We start from the raw sequence: 16542 nt of genomic DNA, 5'->3' as shown, positions 1-16542 counted from the left end.
CCGATTGCAGCCCGCCCCGTGGACCCTTTCAGGCCTCGATGCGTTGGCCAACCGATACGGCGTTTTCGAACGGAGCGCCGAACGACCAACGCATCACCGAAAAGAGGCCCTCCATGAGCCAGACGACGCGCTTCGATCACCCCGAACATGGGTCCTATGACAGCCCCGCAGCCGTCGCGGCGGACGAGAAGCTGTCCACTGAAGACAAGAAGACGCTGCTTCAGGAATGGAAGCAGTCGCTCGAGCATGTCCTCGTCAACGACCCCCATGCCAGCGATGCGAAGACGACGCGCGACGAGATCGATCGCGCCGAAATGACCCTTTGATCTGAACGCGCGAAACGTCGGACGACCGGGCGGCGGTGCCTGCGCCGCCGCCCCCTTCCCTCGATGGCCTCTCTTCGAGGACCATCCAGGTTCCGATGCCATCGAATCCGTGACGGGCAGCTGACGATGCCGGGCACGGAGCGCACGGAGTTCCGTGCCATGCCGTCAGTAAAGACGGGCAGCCGATGAGGCGCCATGCTGGCATCAAGCTGTCTGCGCCCTATTCCCTTCCCCGGCGACATATCGTTTATTGCATTGCACCTTCGGTGCCCTCGACAGGGGCGCGAACGGGCGATGAGTGTGAACGGAACGGCGTATGGTCCGCCCATGCCGCCCGGCATGGCAGAACAGGAGAAGCTCTTTGTATCCCGAAGCGATCGCGCAGGCTGCGGCACGTGCCGAGAAGACCGGCATCAAACCGCTGTTCGAGGCCGACGAGACCCGGTTCGACACCTTCTCCTTCTCGCTGGACGATCTTCTTCTGGACCTCTCCAAGACCGCGATCGATGCGGACGCCCTCGGCTCCCTTCTCGACCTCGCCAGGGAACGGCAGGTTGAGGAAAAGCGCGACGCGATGTTTGCCGGCGCTCGGATCAACGCGACCGAGAACCGCAGCGTCCTCCATGTCGCCCTGCGCGCCGAGCCTGAAGACGGGTTCGCGGCTGACGGCGAAGCGGTGGGCGAGGACGTGGAACGGGTCCTGTCGGCGATGAGCGGCTTTGCGAATGCCGTGCGCGACGGGGAGGCGAAGGGCGCGAAGGGCCATGCCTTCACCGATGTGGTCAATATCGGCATCGGCGGCTCCGATCTCGGGCCCGCGATGGCGACGCTCGCCCTCGCCCCCTATCACGACGGTCCGACCCTCCATTACGTCTCCAATGTGGACGGCGCCCATCTCGCCGATACGCTGGAGAAGCTCGACGCCAAGTCGACGCTGGTAATCGTCGCCTCCAAGACCTTCACCACCATCGAGACCATGACCAATGCGGCGACCGCGCGCCGCTGGATCGCGGCTCACCTGGGCGAGGACGCGGTCAAGGATCACTTCGCCGCCGTCTCCACCGCGCTCGACAAGGTCGGCGCCTTCGGCATCCGCGAGGAACGCATCTTCGGCTTCTGGGACTGGGTCGGCGGGCGCTATTCGATCTGGTCAGCGATCGGGCTTCCGCTGATGATCGCCATCGGCCCGGAGGGGTTCCGCGAATTCCTCGCCGGCGCCCGCCAGATGGATCGTCATTTCCGCGCCGCGCCGCTCCGCGAGAACCTGCCGGTCCTGCTCGGTCTCGCCGGATGGTGGCACCGCGTCGCGATGGACTGCCCGACCCGTGCGATCATACCCTACGACCAGCGCTTGTCGCGCTTTCCCGCCTATCTTCAGCAGCTCGACATGGAATCGAACGGCAAGCGCGTCGGGCTCGACGGCGAGCCGGTGGCGATTTCCGGACCCGTCGCCTGGGGCGAGCCCGGCACCAACGGCCAGCACGCCTTCTTCCAGCTCATCCACCAGGGAACCGACGTGATTCCCGTCGAATTCCTCGTCGGCGCGAACGCGCACGATGGGGACGAGATGGCTGTGCACCAAGATCTCCTCCTCGCCAACTGCCTCGCCCAGTCCGAAGCGCTGATGACCGGCCGCACCCTCGAAGAGGCCCGCCGCCAGCTCACCGATGCCGGCATGAGCGCCGACGAAGCCGAGCGCATCGCGCCGCACCGGGTCTTTCCGGGTAACCGGCCATCGATCACGATCCTCTATTCGATCCTCGATCCGAACACGCTCGGCCGCCTGATCGCACTCTACGAGCACCGGGTGTTCGTCGAGGCGCAACTCTTCGGCATCAATGCCTTCGACCAGTGGGGCGTCGAGCTCGGCAAGGAGCTCGCCAAGAACCTCGTTCCGGTCGTCACGGGCAAGGAGGATGCCGGCAGCCGCGACGGCTCGACGCGCGGTCTCGTCGCGGCCATTCAGACCATGAGAAGGACGTAGAACCAGATGTCAGCCACGACTGAAATGGAAGCCCCGGTTCCCGAGCCGCGCTCCAACGACATCGACGCGCTCGCGAAACAGATCCTCGAGAAGATGACCTATTCGATCGGGAAGCATCCCGACGAAGCGCGCAAATACGACTGGCTGCGCGCGACGACGCTGGTCGTGCGCGACCGGATCATGGATCGCTGGTTCGAATCGGGCAAGCGGATCGAGCAGAGCGGCGACAAGGAAGTCTGCTATCTTTCGATGGAGTTCCTGATCGGCCGGCTCCTGCGCGATTCGATCAACAACCTGCAGCTGACCCAGCCGATCACCGAGGCGCTCGCGCGCTACGGCGTCCAGCTCGACATGGTGGAGCTTCTGGAACCCGACGCCGCCCTCGGAAACGGCGGGCTCGGACGCCTCGCCGCCTGTTTCATGGAGTCCATGGCCTCGACCGGCGTTCCCGGCTATGGCTACGGCATCCGTTACGTCCACGGCTTCTTCCGGCAGGAAGTCTCCGATGGCGAACAGGTGGAACTGCCCGAAACCTGGCTCGTCCACGGCAATCCGTGGGAGTTCGAGCGGCGCGACGCCGCCTTCGAGATCGGCTTCGGCGGCACCGTCAACACGATCCACGAGACCGGCAAGCCGCCGCGCCAGGTCTGGCGCCCGGCCGAGCGCGTGCTCGCCGTCGCCTTCGACACGCCGATGGTCGGCTGGCGCGGCAAGCAGATCAACACGCTGCGCCTGTGGAGCGCGCAGGCCGTCGATCCGATCCTGCTCGATGCCTTCAACCAGGGCGACCATATCGGCGCGCTCGTCGAATCCAACAAGGCGGAAGCGATCACCCGCGTCCTCTATCCGGCCGACTCCCATCAAGCCGGGCAGGAATTGCGGCTGCGCCAGGAGTATTTCTTCTCGTCCGCCTCGCTTCAGGACGTGATCAAGCGCCATCTGAAGCGCCACGGCACCATCGAGACCCTTGCCGACAAGGTGGCGGTGCAGCTCAACGATACCCATCCGGCGGTGTCCATCGCCGAGCTGATGCGCCTTCTCGTCGACATTCACGGGGTTCCCTGGGCCAAGGCCTGGGAGATCACCCGCGCGACCTGCGGCTACACCAATCACACGCTTCTGCCGGAAGCGCTGGAGCACTGGCCGATCCACCTCTTCGAGCGGCTCTTGCCCCGGCAGATGCAGATCATCTACACGATCAATGCGGAGATCATCCGCTACGCCGCGCAGGAAAAGGGTTTCGAGGGAAGCGAGATCTCGGCGATCTCGCTCATCGACGAGGGCAATGGTCGGCGCGTTCGCATGGGCCAGCTCGCTTTCGTCGGCGCCCATGCCGTGAACGGCGTTTCGGCTCTCCATTCCGATCTCATGAAGGAGACGGTGTTCCAGAGCCTTCACAAGCTCTATCCGGACCGCATCCAGAACAAGACCAACGGCGTGACGCCGCGCCGCTGGCTGATGGAGTGCAATCCCGAGCTGACGAATCTCGTTCGCGAGGCGATCGGGCCTGAATTCCTCGACGATATCGAACGCATCAAGGAAATCGACACGCTCGCCGAGGATGCGGGTTTCGTCGAAAAGTTCGGGGCGGTGAAGCGCCGCAAGAAGGCCCAGCTCGCCCATCTGATCTCCGAGCGCATGGCGCTTCAGGTCGATCCGGATGCGATCTTCGACATTCAGGTCAAGCGCATCCACGAATACAAGCGCCAGCTCCTGAACATCATCGAAGCCGTCGCGCTCTACGATCAGATCCGCTCCCATCCGGAGCTGAACTGGACGCCGCGCGTGAAGATCTTCGCCGGCAAGGCGGCCCCGAGCTATGCCCAGGCCAAGGAGATCATCCGCCTCGCTAACGACGTGGCGCGTCTCATCAATTCCGATCCCGTGGTGCGCGACCTCCTCAAGGTCGTGTTCATTCCGAACTACAACGTGTCCCTCGCCGAGATCATCATGCCGGCTGCGGACCTTTCGGAACAGATCTCGACGGCAGGCCTCGAGGCGTCGGGCACGGGCAACATGAAGTTCGCCCTGAACGGTGCCCTGACGATCGGAACGCTCGACGGCGCGAATGTCGAGATGAAGGACCACATCGGCGACGACAACATCTTCATCTTCGGACTGACCGCGCCGCAGGTAGCCGCGCGCCGGGCGCAGGCCCATTCGGGCCGTTCGATCATCGAGGAGACGCCGATCCTGCGCGAGGCGCTGCACGCCATCTCGTCCGGCTTGTTCTCGCCGGAAGAGCCGGCCCGCTATCACGGCCTCATCTCCAATCTCTACAACAACGACTGGTGGATGATCTGCGCCGATTTCCAGGCCTACTGGGAAACCCAGCGCAAACTGGACGAGCTCTACCGCAAGCCCAAGCAATGGCAGAAGAAGGCCGTGCACAACACGGCGCGCATGAGCTGGTTCTCCTCCGATCGCTCGATCCGCGAATATGCAAAGGATATCTGGCAGGCCGGACCCGGCGCGGCCTGAACGAGGCCGGATCGATCACAGTGTCATGTTCGGGCTTCGGCCCGGACATGCCAGCCCCGATGTAAGCGGGAAGGAGCGACGGCCCATGCCGTCCCGGTTCATCGACGGAACCATCGCGTTCGGACCTGCGACCGGGCCGTGACGACCTCGAAGAACAGGCCGGCCGTGGTGCGGCTTCGGTCGGTCCGGTCGATCGAAATTCTCTTTTTCATTCTGTCCACATCCTGCGCGCGATCTCCTATCGCTCGGGCTGAAAATTGCGCTACCTTTCCTTTCAATGAAGCGGACGCAATGAGGGATGCGATCGGCTGGTCGAGTCGGGCCGATCTGTCTCGGCTCGCGGTCCGCGCGCATCGGGGAGGAGACTGAATGACGGATCAGGGGCGCCAGGGGCCGCTTTCGCGTGACACGATGGCCTATGTTCTGGCCGGAGGACGCGGCTCGCGACTGAAGGAGTTGACCGACGGACGCGCCAAGCCCGCGGTCTATTTCGGCGGCAAGACGCGAATCATCGATTTCGCTCTTTCGAATGCCATCAATTCCGGTATCCGGCGCATCGGCGTCGCGACCCAGTACAAGGCCCACAGCCTCATCCGCCATCTGCAGATGGGCTGGAACTTCCTGCGTCCGGGACGCAATGAGAGCTTCGACATCCTGCCGGCCTCCCAGCGCGTGTCGGAAGACCAGTGGTATGCGGGCACGGCGGATGCGGTCTACCAGAACATCGAGATCATCGAGGCCCACGCGCCGAAATACATGATCATCCTCGCGGGCGACCACATCTACAAGATGGACTACGAGGTGATGCTCCAGAGCCATGCGGATTCCGGAGCGGACGTCACGGTCGGCTGCCTGGAAGTGCCGCGCATGGAAGCGACCGGCTTCGGCGTCATGCATGTCGACGAGAACTTCAAGATCACCGACTTCATCGAGAAGCCCAGCGATCCCCCCGGCATGCCGAACCGGCCCGACTTCGCCCTCGCCTCCATGGGCATCTACGTCTTCGAGACGAAGTTCCTGATGAACGCCCTGCGCGAGGATGCCGAGGACAAGACCTCCTCGCGCGATTTCGGCAAGGACATCGTGCCGAAGATCGTGGCGCGCGGCGGCGCCTTCGCCCATCGCTTCAACCGCTCGGTTGTCCGCTCCGACAACGAGCCGACCGACGAGGCCTATTGGCGCGACGTCGGAACGATCGACGCCTATTGGCAGGCCAATATCGACCTCACCGACGTGGTGCCGCCCCTCGACATCTATGACCGGGACTGGCCGATCTGGACCTATGCGGAGATCGTGCCGCCGGCCAAGTTCGTCCACGATGTGGACGGCCGACGCGGCTCGGCCACCTCGTCGCTGGTCTCGGGCGACTGCATTATCTCGGGAGGGCAGCTCAACCGCTCCCTCCTCTTCACCGGTGTGCGCCAGCGCTCCTATTCCCATCTCGACCATGCCGTCGTATTGCCGGGATGCCGCATCGGGCGCCATGCCCGCGTTCGCAACGCGATCCTCGATCGCGGGGTCGTCATCCCGGACGGGCTCGTCATCGGCGAGGATCCGGACCTCGACGCCTCGCGCTTCCGCCGGTCTGAAAACGGCATCTGCCTCGTCACCCAGCCCATGATCGACCGGATCGGCCATAGCTGACGAGGCCGATCCGGATCGATCCTTCGGGGCGATGGTCCTGAGGAAGAATGCAAAGCGGCCGCCATTTGCGGCGAGCGGGAAGCCGTCAATGGGAAGCATATCAGCATGAGCCTGGAGGTCCTCTCGGTCGCGTCAGAGATCTACCCGGTCATCAAGACGGGGGGTCTTGCGGATGTCGCCGGAGCCCTTCCGGGGGCGCTGGAGCCCGCCGGCGTGCGGATGAAGGTGCTCCTGCCGGGCTATCCGTCGGTGCTCAATCAGGTCGAGGCCGGCGCGCCCGTCGCCGTGTTCGACGACCTTCTCGGCGTGCGGGCCGAGCTGCGTCCGGCCACGAGCCGGGGCCTCGATCTTCTCATCCTCGATGCGCCCGATCTCTTCGCGCGCGAAGGGGGGCCTTATCTTGCGGCCAATGGCTACGACCATGCGGACAACTGGCGGCGCTTCGCCGCCCTGTCGCTTGCCGGCGCGAAGATCGCGCAAGGCGCGGTCGAGGGCTACCGGCCGGATATTCTCCATGCCCACGACTGGCAGGCGGCCCTCGCACCGGTCTATCTGCGTTTCTGCGGCGAGAGGTCGGTCAAGACCGTTTTGACCATCCACAACCTCGCCTTCCAGGGAAATTTCTCCGCCTCCATCTTCCCCGAGCTCGGCCTGCCGGAGGAGGCCTTCTCGATCGATGGCGTCGAGTTCTTCGGCAATGTCGGCTTCCTGAAAGGCGGCATCTTCGCCAGCGACCGGGTGACGACGGTCAGCCCGACTTATGCGCGGGAGATCCTGACGGAAGACGGCGGGATGGGTCTCGGCGGCCTCTTGCGCATGCGCGGCGACGCCGTCTGCGGCATCATCAACGGCATCGATACGGCCGCCTGGGATCCGGCCGGGGATCCGCACCTCGCCTCTCATTTCGACAGGAAGTCGCTGAAGAAGCGCGACGTCAACCGGAACGCCCTCATCGAGGAGATGGGGCTCGAACCCGATGACGGTCCGATCGTCGCGATCGTCAGCCGGCTGACATGGCAGAAGGGTCTCGACGTGGTGGCCGAGATGGCCGAGGCGATCCTCGACAAGGGCATACGCCTCGTCGTGGAAGGCACCGGCGATGCCCAGATCGAGGGCGCCTTCCAGAAGCTCGCCGTTCGCCATCGGGGTCGCATCGGCGTTCACATCGGCTATGACGAGGCGCTGTCCCACCGCATTCAGGGCGGGGCCGACGCCATTCTCATTCCCTCGCGCTTCGAGCCCTGCGGCCTCACCCAGCTCTATGGCCTGCGCTACGGCTGCATTCCGATGGTAACGCGCGTCGGCGGTCTCGCCGATACGGTGATCGACGCCAATTACGCGGCCCTCGAGGCCAAATGCGCGACCGGCATCATCTTCGAGGAAGCGAGCGAAGCCTCCGTGCTGACGGCGATGGACCGGCTCCTCGACATCTATGCAAGACCGAAACTGTGGCGGTCCATGCAACAGACCGCCATGCAGAGCGACGTCTCCTGGACGACCAGCGCCAAACTCTATGCCGACCTCTATCGCGACATGACGAAGGACGATCAAGAATGATCGAGACGATCGCCACCAAGCCCTATTCGGACCAGAAGCCGGGCACGTCGGGCCTGCGCAAGAAGGTGCCGCACTTCCAGCAGCAGAACTACGTCCAGAACTTTCTTCAGGCGATCTTCGATACGGTCGCCAAAGGCGAGCGCGAGACGCTCGTCATCGGCGGCGATGGACGCTTCTTCAACCGCGACGTGGTGGCGATCGCGATCCGCATGGCGGCCGCGAACGGCTACGGGCGGGTCATCGTCGGCAAGGACGGCATCCTGTCGACGCCGGCCGCCTCCAATCTCATCCGCAAACGCGGTGCCGCAGGCGGCATCATCCTTTCGGCAAGCCACAATCCGGGCGGCCCGGACGGCGATTTCGGCATCAAGTACAATATCGAGAACGGTGGGCCCGCGCCCGAGCGCATCACCTCGAAGATCTTCGAGAAGACGCGGTCGATCGAGGCCTATCGCATCTATTCGGCGCCCGCGCCCCATTTCAACGAGATCGGCACCCACAAGCTCGGCGACATGGAGATCGAGATCGTCGATCCGGTGGCCGATTACGCCGACCTGATGGAGGAGCTGTTCGACTTCCAGAAGATCCGCGATCTGATCGCATCCGGCTTCCGTATCCGCTTCGACGCCATGCATGCCGTGACCGGCCCCTATGCGACGGAAATCCTCGAGCACCGGCTCGGCGCCCCGGCGGGCACGGTGATCAACGGCGAGCCGAAGGAGGATTTCGGCGGCGGCCATCCCGATCCGAACGCGGTCTATGCCGCCGAACTCATCGACGAACTGATGCAAGGAGACGGGCCCGATTTCGGCGCGGCCTCCGATGGGGACGGCGACCGCAATCTCATCGTCGGCAAGGGCATGGTGGTCACGCCATCCGATTCCCTCGCCGTCCTGGCGGCGAACGCTCATCTCGCACCGGCCTACAGGAACGGCATCGCGGGCATCGCCCGATCCATGCCCACCAGCCAGGCGGCCGACCGGGTCGCCAGGAAGCTCGGCGTCGGCATCTACGAGACGCCGACAGGCTGGAAGTATTTCGGCAATCTCCTCGATGCGGGGAAGGTGACGATCTGCGGCGAGGAATCGGCCGGCACCGGATCGGACCATGTGCGCGAGAAGGACGGCGTCTGGGCGGTGCTTCTCTGGCTCAACATCCTCGCCGAGCGCCAGGAGGGCGTTCGCGAGATCATGGAGTCCCACTGGGCGGAGTATGGCCGCACCTTCTACCAACGGCACGATTTCGAGGAGATCGAGAGCGAGAAGGCCGAAGGGCTGATGGAAAGCCTGCGCGATCGTCTGGCCTCCATGGCGGGCCAGCGCTTCGGCTCGCTCGTCGTCTCCGAGGCCGACGATTTCTCCTACAAGGACCCGATCGACGGTTCGGTCGCGACCGGCCAGGGCGTGAGGATCGTATTCTCGGGCGGAGGCCGCATCGTGTTCCGCCTCTCGGGCACGGGCACGAGCGGCGCGACCCTGCGCGTCTATATCGAGCGATACGAGCCCGATCCGGCCAAGCATGGCGAGGACCCGGCAGAGGCGCTCGCCGAACTGATCTCGATCGCCGATTCCGTCGGCGAGATCAGGAAGCGCACCGGTCGCAGCGAACCGGACGTCGTCACCTGATCCGGGCGATTTCGAGTTCGGACAGGGTGGCGGGCGGCCGGGGGAGCCGCTAAGCCTCAGGTCATGATCGAAGCAACCGCAGAACACGGTCGCCCGCAGCGGCTCGGCGCGACCCCTACGGCGGACGGCACCCATTTCGCCGTCGCCTCGCAGAATGCCGACCGCATCGAGGTCTGCCTGTTCGACGCGGACGGCACGAGGGAAACCGCGCGGATCGCCCTGCCGGGCATCGATGGCGCCGTGAGATACGGCTTCGTCCCCGGAATTCGTCCCGGTGCGCGCTACGGGCTTCGGGCATATGGTCCGTTCGACCCCGCCCGTGGCCATCGCTTCGATCCCTCCAAGCTTCTCGCCGATCCTTACGCCCTACGGCTGGACCGCCCCTTCCTCTTCCATCCGGCATTCAAGGCGGCTCGCGGCGATCGCTATGACAGCGCGCCGTTCATGCCGAAGGCGATCGTGACGGATCTGGCGCGAGATGCCGAACCCCTGCCCTTCGCGGCACCCGGCCTGACCTACGAAGTCCTGGTGCGCGCGTTCTCGCAGCGGTTTCCCGATCTTCCGGAGACGATCCGGGGAACGGCCTCCGCCCTCGCCCATCCCCCGCTCCTCGACCATCTGGAGCGCCTCGGGGTCCAGACGGTCGAGTTGATGCCGCTCGCGGCCGCGATCGACGAGGAACATCTGACAAGGCTCGGCCTCGTCAATGCCTGGGGTTATAATCCGGTGACGCACATGGCGCCGGATCCTCGCCTGGTGCCCGGCGGGTTCCCCGAGCTCAGGCGCGTGGTCGACGCGCTCCACGCGCGCGGCATCCGCGTTCTTCTCGACGTGGTTCTGAACCATTCGGGCGAAGGCGACGCGGAAGGTCCCACCCTCTCCTATCGCGGCCTCGACAATGCGCTCTACTACGCCCACGAGGCGCAAGATCCCGGGCAGCTCGTCAATCACACCGGCTGCGGCAACACCTTCGCGGCCTTTCGCGAGCCGGTCGCGCAACTCTTCGTCGACACCTTGCGCACATGGGTCGAGGCCGCCGGCATCGACGGCTTCCGCTACGATCTCGCGCCGGTTCTCGGCCGCATGCCGGGCGGGTTCGATCCGGCCGCCCCGTTCTTCTCGCTTATCGAGGCCGATCCCGTTCTGAAGGACCGCATCCATGTGGCCGAAAGCTGGGATATCGGGCCCGGCGGCTATCAAGTGGGACATTTCCCGACGGCCTGGTTCGAATGGCAGGACAGGTTCCGCGACGATGTGCGGCGCTTCTGGCGCGGCGATCGCGGCATGGTGAGCGCGCTGGCGACCCGGCTGTGCGGCTCGCCGGACCTCTTTGCCACATCCCGCCCCGGCCCTTCGGCGGGCGTCAATTTCGTCGCCGCCCACGACGGCTACGCCCTTGCCGACATCGCCGCCTTCGAGCGCAAGCACAACGAGGCGAATGGCGAGGGCAACCGGGACGGTCACAACGAGAACCATTCCTGGAACAACGGCGCCGAAGGCCCGAGCGAGAACCCGGAGATCGTCGAGGCCCGGCGGCGCGACGTGCGGGCGATGCTCGCGACACTCTTCGTCTCGCGCGGCACGCCGATGATCGTCGCCGGGGACGAGTTCGGCCGGTCGCAAGGGGGCAACAACAACGCCTACTGCCAGGACAATGAGACGACCTGGCTCGATTGGGCCGGGGCCGACGAGCGGCAGGCCGATTTCGTTCGGCGGCTCGCGGCCTTGAGGCGCGCCCATCCGGCGCTGTCGGCCGACGCCTTCCCCAGCGGGCGTATGAGCGCCGGCGAGCTCGAGGACGTCGTCTGGCTGCGCGAAGACGGCGGGCGGATGGAGGATATCGACTGGGCGAATCCCGAGCGCCGGTTTCTCGGCATGAGCCTTTATGTCCCATCGGATGCGGCGTCGGAGCGCGTCGTTGTCTATCTGAACGCCTCGGCGGACGACGTTCCGGTCGCCCTGCCCGAGCCGCGCGCCGGGCATGGCTTCGTTCTCGCCATCCAGTCCGATTGGCCAAATCTCGGCGCTCGCCCTCTCTCGCGCGAAGCGGGACTCGTCGTGAAGGCCCGCTCGGTCTTCATTCTCACCGAGGAAAAGCTTGCCACCAGGACTGAGGATCCTTAGAGAAGGCGAAAATCGCGACCACTGATTGCGCCCGCATCTACCGATGCGAAGGCTGCCGCGCGTGAAACGAAAGCATCGGTTATTTTTCATCCGTGAAATAAAATAGGCAGCCGGACTATCGTTCCGATAACGGGTTCGTTATTTTCCCCCCGTTCGCCGTCCGGAGCCTCGCTCTTCCGAGGCCCGCTCTGCGCTGGGAGAACTTTCATGTCAAATCAATCGAGCTCGGCCGCATCCGGCGGCTGGCTTTCGCGTCAGCGGACCGTCGCAGGTCCAGGTTTCAATCGCTGGATCGTGCCGCCTGCGGCGCTCTGCGTGCATCTGTGCATCGGGCAGGTCTATGCGTTCTCGGTCTTCAACAAGCCGCTCAGCCTGCTGATCGGCGGCACCGAACAGGCGCCCGCCGACTGGTCGATCGCCTCGATCGGCTGGATCTTCTCGATCGCCATCCTGTTCCTCGGCCTTGCCGCAGCCTTCGGCGGAGCCTGGGTCGAGCGGGTCGGCCCGCGCAAGACCATGGTGACCGCGGCCGCTCTCTTCGGCGGCGGCTTCGTCATTTCCGCCTTCGGCGTCTGGTCGCACCAGCTCTGGCTGATCTTTCTCGGCTACGGCGTTCTGGGTGGCTGCGGCATCGGCCTCGGCTACATTTCGCCGGTCAAGACGCTGATGAGCTGGTTCCCGGACCGTCCGGGCATGGCGACGGGCATGGCCATCATGGGCTTCGGCGGCGGCGCCTTCATCGCCTCGCCCCTCTCGGTCTTCCTGATGGGCCAGTTCGGCGTCGGCGGCGCGTTCCTTGCCCTCGGCATCATCTACATCGTCTACATGCTGGTCGGCGCGACCATCGTTCGCGTTCCCGCCAAGGACTGGAAGCCGGCCGGCTGGACGCCGCCCAAGAAGACGAACCGCATGGTCACCAACGCCAATGTCCATGTGGACGAGGCGCTGAAGACCCCGCAGTTCTGGCTGCTCTGGGGCGTGCTCCTCCTCAACGTGACCGCCGGCATCGGCGTTCTCGGCCAGGCCTCCCTGATGATCCAGGAGATGTTCCCGCCCATCACCGATGCGAGCGGTCTCGTCACCGGCGGCATCACGGCGGCGGCTGCTGCCGGCTTCGTCGGCCTTCTCTCGCTCTTCAACATGGCCGGACGCTTCTTCTGGGCCTCCACCTCGGACTTCATCGGCCGCAAGACGACCTATGCGATCTTCTTCGCGCTCGGCGTGGTCCTCTACGCCCTCGTTCCGACCACCGGAAACATGGGCTCGATCGCCCTGTTCATCCTCGCCTATGCGGTGATCATCTCGATGTATGGCGGCGGCTTCGCCACCATTCCGGCCTATCTGCGTGACGTCTTCGGCACCCAGTATGTCGGCGCGATCCACGGACGACTGTTGACGGCCTGGTCGGTGGCCGGCGTTCTGGGTCCGGTGCTCGTCAACTACATCCGCGAGTTCCAGATCTCCTCGGGCGTCGCCCCGGCGGATGCCTATACGGTCACCATGTACATCATGGCGGGCCTCCTCGCGGTCGGCTTCGTTCTCAACCTGATGATGTCGCCAGTAAGCGAGAAGCACCACATGCAGGCCGAGCCCGCGACGGCCTGAGAGGCCGGCAGAACTCAAGGCCCGCCCTCTTTGGGGCGGGCGCTTCCATCAACCACTCGATTGAAATGGATCACCATGGCTGAGAAATCGACGACAAGTCCGGTCGCCATCGCGCTTGCCTGGGCCTTTGTCGGCATTCCGCTCGTCATCGGCGTCATCTTCACGCTGAACAACGCCTCCGCGCTCTTTTTCTAAAGAACGCTTGCAGCAGTCAAAAGCGGCGCCGGTCTCGAACGAGCCGGCGCCGCTTTTCGTTTGAAGACGATTGATCCGCGATCTGTTCAGGCTCGCCGGCTCGCGGCTTCGGAAGAAGCGCGGAAAGCTCTCAGGCTGCGTTGCCGGCGCCCGCAGAGGGCTCGTCGGCCAGCGGCTGCTGCGGCACGGGGCCAGCTGCCGGAGTTCCGGCGGAGGGCGTTCCGGTCGGGGGTTCGTCCGCGTCCGATAACGCCGGACCCTCGATCCTGAAATCCGACGGCCTGCGCGGCCCGATGAACTGCGGCCCGTCCGGGAACGGGCGCACGAAGCGCGAGGCGACGAGTTCGTCCTCGGTCAGGACATAGAGCTCTGCCGGCGGTGTCTGCAGCGCCTTGATCCAGATGGCCGGATCGACCCCCATCTCCACCAGCAATTCCTGGGCCCGGGCGATCGTCTGCTGGATATCGGAAATCGAGCGATCGACATCGTCGCCCCCTTCGAGCCCGGGCATGTCGACGGCGTAGACCTGATGCAGGCCGATCCACGAGGCGTCTCCCGCCCGGCGCGTCAGCCCGCCCGCAAAGACGAGCGGACAGGCCGAGGCGCAATAGCCGTCATCGGGCACGACCGTGCTGATGCCGCTCGTGCGCAGATCGCTCGCCATGGCCAGCGCATCGTCGACCGACCCGCCGGGCGAATGGAGGAAGAGCGTCTCGATCGGCGATCCGGCCTCCTCGCGGCCGGCCAGGAATTCGCGCAGATCCGTCGCCGTTCCGATCCCGATGCGGCCGACCGCCGAAGCGACACCGCCGCCGGCATCGCGGAACGCCATGACCTCGCCCATCGCATCGCCATCGAGCGGACCGTCGTAGCCCGGAAGCGTCGGGGCGCCGCGATCGGGCCCCACCGGCTGGGTTTTCGGAAGATAGGGACGGACCTGATCGCCAGGCTCCGGCCGCCGCAGCGGCAGGGGCTCGGTGCGTTCGGTGCGCGCCGTCTCGGCCTCGCTCTCGGCGAATTCGAGCCAGTCGAGATAGACGATGGCAAGGCTCATCACGAGAAGACTGATGAAGACGCCGCGCAGGATCGCGCCTTCCGGCAGCGCGCGCAGCATGCGATCGAGCCTGCCCGGGCTCGTCTCGTCACCGATCATCGCTTAAAGGCTCCCTCAACGCGAGGCCGTCTTCGCGAATGTGGTCGATCCGGCCGGATCGTTGCGCTGCACGATATCGCGGTCGCCTTGGGTGTTCGACACCTCGCCGGACGGCACAGGCGCAACCTGGGGCGGCCCGGACGGGGTGTGGGCGGCGTGCTCGAGCTCGCCGACGTCCTCAGCCACCCGAAGCTTCTTCTGGATGCGGATCGCCCGCATCAGGTCGGCGGCAGACATGTCGCCGGTCTCCATCTCCTCGCCGTCCTCGCGCCGAATGACGTCCTGGACGATGCAGAGGATGAAGATCAGCACCGCGGGCAATAGGTCGATCGAGATCGCGCCGGCCCAGGACGGGAGGAAGTCCGCGGCATAGCGGATCACGGCCTCCGGCGCGGAAAGCGGGGTGAAGCGGAGAGGCTCGACGGTCGGGCGGGCGAGAATCTCGTCGGCCGCGGCGACGAGCTGGGCGCTCTGCGCCCGCACCGCCTCCTCGACGCGCTCCACGACCTGCGACTGGCGGGTCCGCAGATTCTCGTCGCCGCCATCGGCGACCGGAGCGATGAAGGACCGGCCGAGATCCTCGGCCGTCCGCTTCACGGCCGGCGCGATGGAATTCTGTTGCAGGCTGGTGATGATGCCCGAAAGCTGAACGGCTTCTTCCGCGAACGCATTCGCCCGCCCGGCGATCGGCCCGGCATCGGAGACGAGCTGGCGCATCCGCGACAGCCGTTCTCCGCCCTCGTCGAAGGTCGTTGCGACCTGCGAACTGCTCGCCGAGATACCGTTCTGAAGGGCCGTCAGCTGGTTCGACATCTGGCGCAGGAACTGGACCACCGTTCCGGAGCCGGAGGTGCCGGTGAGGGAACCAGACCGGGCCTCCTGCTGGGCGAGACCGTCGAAACGCTGGGCGGCGAGCTGGATGTCGGGAAGCAGGGACTGGGCCGCGAGCGCGTTCTCATGCGCCTGATTGAGGGTCTGCTGATACTCCTCGGTCGTCACCGACAGATGCTGTTCCAGCGCCGCAGATCCCGCGAGCGCCGATGCGTTGAGCCAGGAGGACATGGCGACGATCATCAGCGAGCCGATGGCCATCGCGAGGTAGAGCATCCGACGGCTCGCCGCCTGGCGCACATGCGGCATGAAGCGCATCAGATAGGACCAGAAAGCGTAGATCGCGACGGAGACCGCCGACGCATAGACCACGGCCCCCAGAAGCACCGCCGTCGCGCTTCCATCGAGAAGCTCGCGCACGCCGAGATAGGTGTAGACGCCCGAAGCCAGCGCCAGGACGGCGAGCGTGACTTTGGTCACCGTGTCGAGGCGGGTCTGCTGGCCGCGAAGGGTGTAGGACTGCGATGCGCTCATACGCTTTACCGATCTCGTGAGCGACGGTCCCGTGGTGCAAGGCCGCCCGATTGCTGGATGCCCCCCACGGTGAACGCGCTCGGGCGAAGTCTCGCCGGGCGACATCTCCCAGCCTGTCCGAGCGCTCCGCGAACGGTGCGCCGCATGCTTAATCGGAAATTAAGACCAGCGCGTGGAGAAGACCATGCGCGATCCCATCCGCAGGCGCGGAATTCCCGTGCATGGTTAAGGCCTTGGCTCGAACAGCGCAGAGAGCCGCGCCCCGGGACGACCGGGCGGGTTCAAGACGCTCTGCGTAAGCGAGCCTTCCCCATCCGCAGCACCTCAGGTCAAAACACGATCGAGTTATGCTTTGAGCGCATGGCTGAATTGCGCGCTTATCTATTTCGCTGCGGTGCAGCGTGATCTAGATTGTGTGTAGCCGAACAGTGACGATCTCCTCCTCCCATTCGTCGCCTTCGGCTGTTTCCTCCCAAGGGTTTC

The 16542-nt window shown here is 65.3% G+C and carries 11 protein-coding genes; 9 read left to right on the top strand and 2 right to left on the bottom strand.

The genetic code is table 11. The annotated features are described in order from the left end of the window. Positions 1–113 precede the first annotated feature (113 nt). From DYI37_RS06140 to DYI37_RS20530, 9 genes are all read left to right on the top strand, one after another. On the top strand, positions 114–326 hold the full coding sequence (locus DYI37_RS06140) for a hypothetical protein (RefSeq protein ID WP_116682295.1): 213 nt from the start codon (positions 114–116) through the stop codon (positions 324–326). Positions 327–642: 316 nt separating this feature from the next. Next, the gene (pgi, locus tag DYI37_RS06135; protein ID WP_116682294.1) at positions 643–2310 is read left to right on the top strand and encodes a glucose-6-phosphate isomerase; all 1668 of its coding nucleotides are present in this window, start codon (positions 643–645) and stop codon (positions 2308–2310) included. A 6-nt stretch (positions 2311–2316) separates the two neighbouring features. Next, complete coding sequence (locus tag DYI37_RS06130) at positions 2317–4791, top strand: glycogen/starch/alpha-glucan phosphorylase (protein ID WP_116682293.1); 2475 nt, start codon at positions 2317–2319, stop codon at positions 4789–4791. A 369-nt stretch (positions 4792–5160) separates the two neighbouring features. Next, complete coding sequence (gene glgC, locus DYI37_RS06125; RefSeq protein ID WP_116682292.1) at positions 5161–6435, top strand: glucose-1-phosphate adenylyltransferase; 1275 nt, start codon at positions 5161–5163, stop codon at positions 6433–6435. A gap of 111 nt (positions 6436–6546) precedes the next feature. Further along, entirely contained in the window at positions 6547–7992 is a 1446-nt protein-coding gene (glgA, locus tag DYI37_RS06120) for a glycogen synthase GlgA (RefSeq protein ID WP_199520097.1), read from the top strand. Next, on the top strand, positions 7989–9617 hold the full coding sequence (locus tag DYI37_RS06115) for an alpha-D-glucose phosphate-specific phosphoglucomutase (RefSeq protein ID WP_116682290.1): 1629 nt from the start codon (positions 7989–7991) through the stop codon (positions 9615–9617). Before glgA ends, DYI37_RS06115 begins: the two co-directional genes overlap by 4 nt. A gap of 63 nt (positions 9618–9680) precedes the next feature. Then, the gene (glgX, locus tag DYI37_RS06110; RefSeq protein WP_116682289.1) at positions 9681–11741 is read left to right on the top strand and encodes a glycogen debranching protein GlgX; all 2061 of its coding nucleotides are present in this window, start codon (positions 9681–9683) and stop codon (positions 11739–11741) included. Between the two features lie 207 nt (positions 11742–11948). Continuing rightward, positions 11949–13346 (top strand): L-lactate MFS transporter, encoded by a 1398-nt coding sequence (locus tag DYI37_RS06105; protein ID WP_116682288.1) that lies wholly within the window; start codon positions 11949–11951, stop codon positions 13344–13346. Positions 13347–13421: 75 nt separating this feature from the next. After that, positions 13422–13541 carry an MFS transporter small subunit gene (locus DYI37_RS20530; RefSeq protein ID WP_425365026.1) on the top strand — a complete coding sequence of 40 codons (120 nt, stop codon included), beginning with the start codon at positions 13422–13424 and terminating at the stop codon, positions 13539–13541. Positions 13542–13671: 130 nt separating this feature from the next. Here the strand turns inward: DYI37_RS20530 and DYI37_RS06100 are convergent, their stop codons facing one another. Continuing rightward, complete coding sequence (locus DYI37_RS06100) at positions 13672–14694, bottom strand: COG3904 family protein (RefSeq protein ID WP_199520086.1); 1023 nt, start codon at positions 14692–14694, stop codon at positions 13672–13674. A gap of 15 nt (positions 14695–14709) precedes the next feature. Next, a complete protein-coding gene (locus DYI37_RS06095) occupies positions 14710–16059 on the bottom strand; it encodes a hypothetical protein (protein WP_116682287.1) in 1350 nt (449 codons plus the stop codon). Positions 16060–16542 lie beyond the last annotated feature (483 nt).

It is taken from the genome of Fulvimarina endophytica (genome assembly GCF_003403015.1).
Classification (GTDB): Bacteria; Pseudomonadota; Alphaproteobacteria; order Rhizobiales; family Rhizobiaceae; genus Fulvimarina; species Fulvimarina endophytica.
This window is presented reverse-complemented; position numbering and strand designations above follow the sequence as displayed.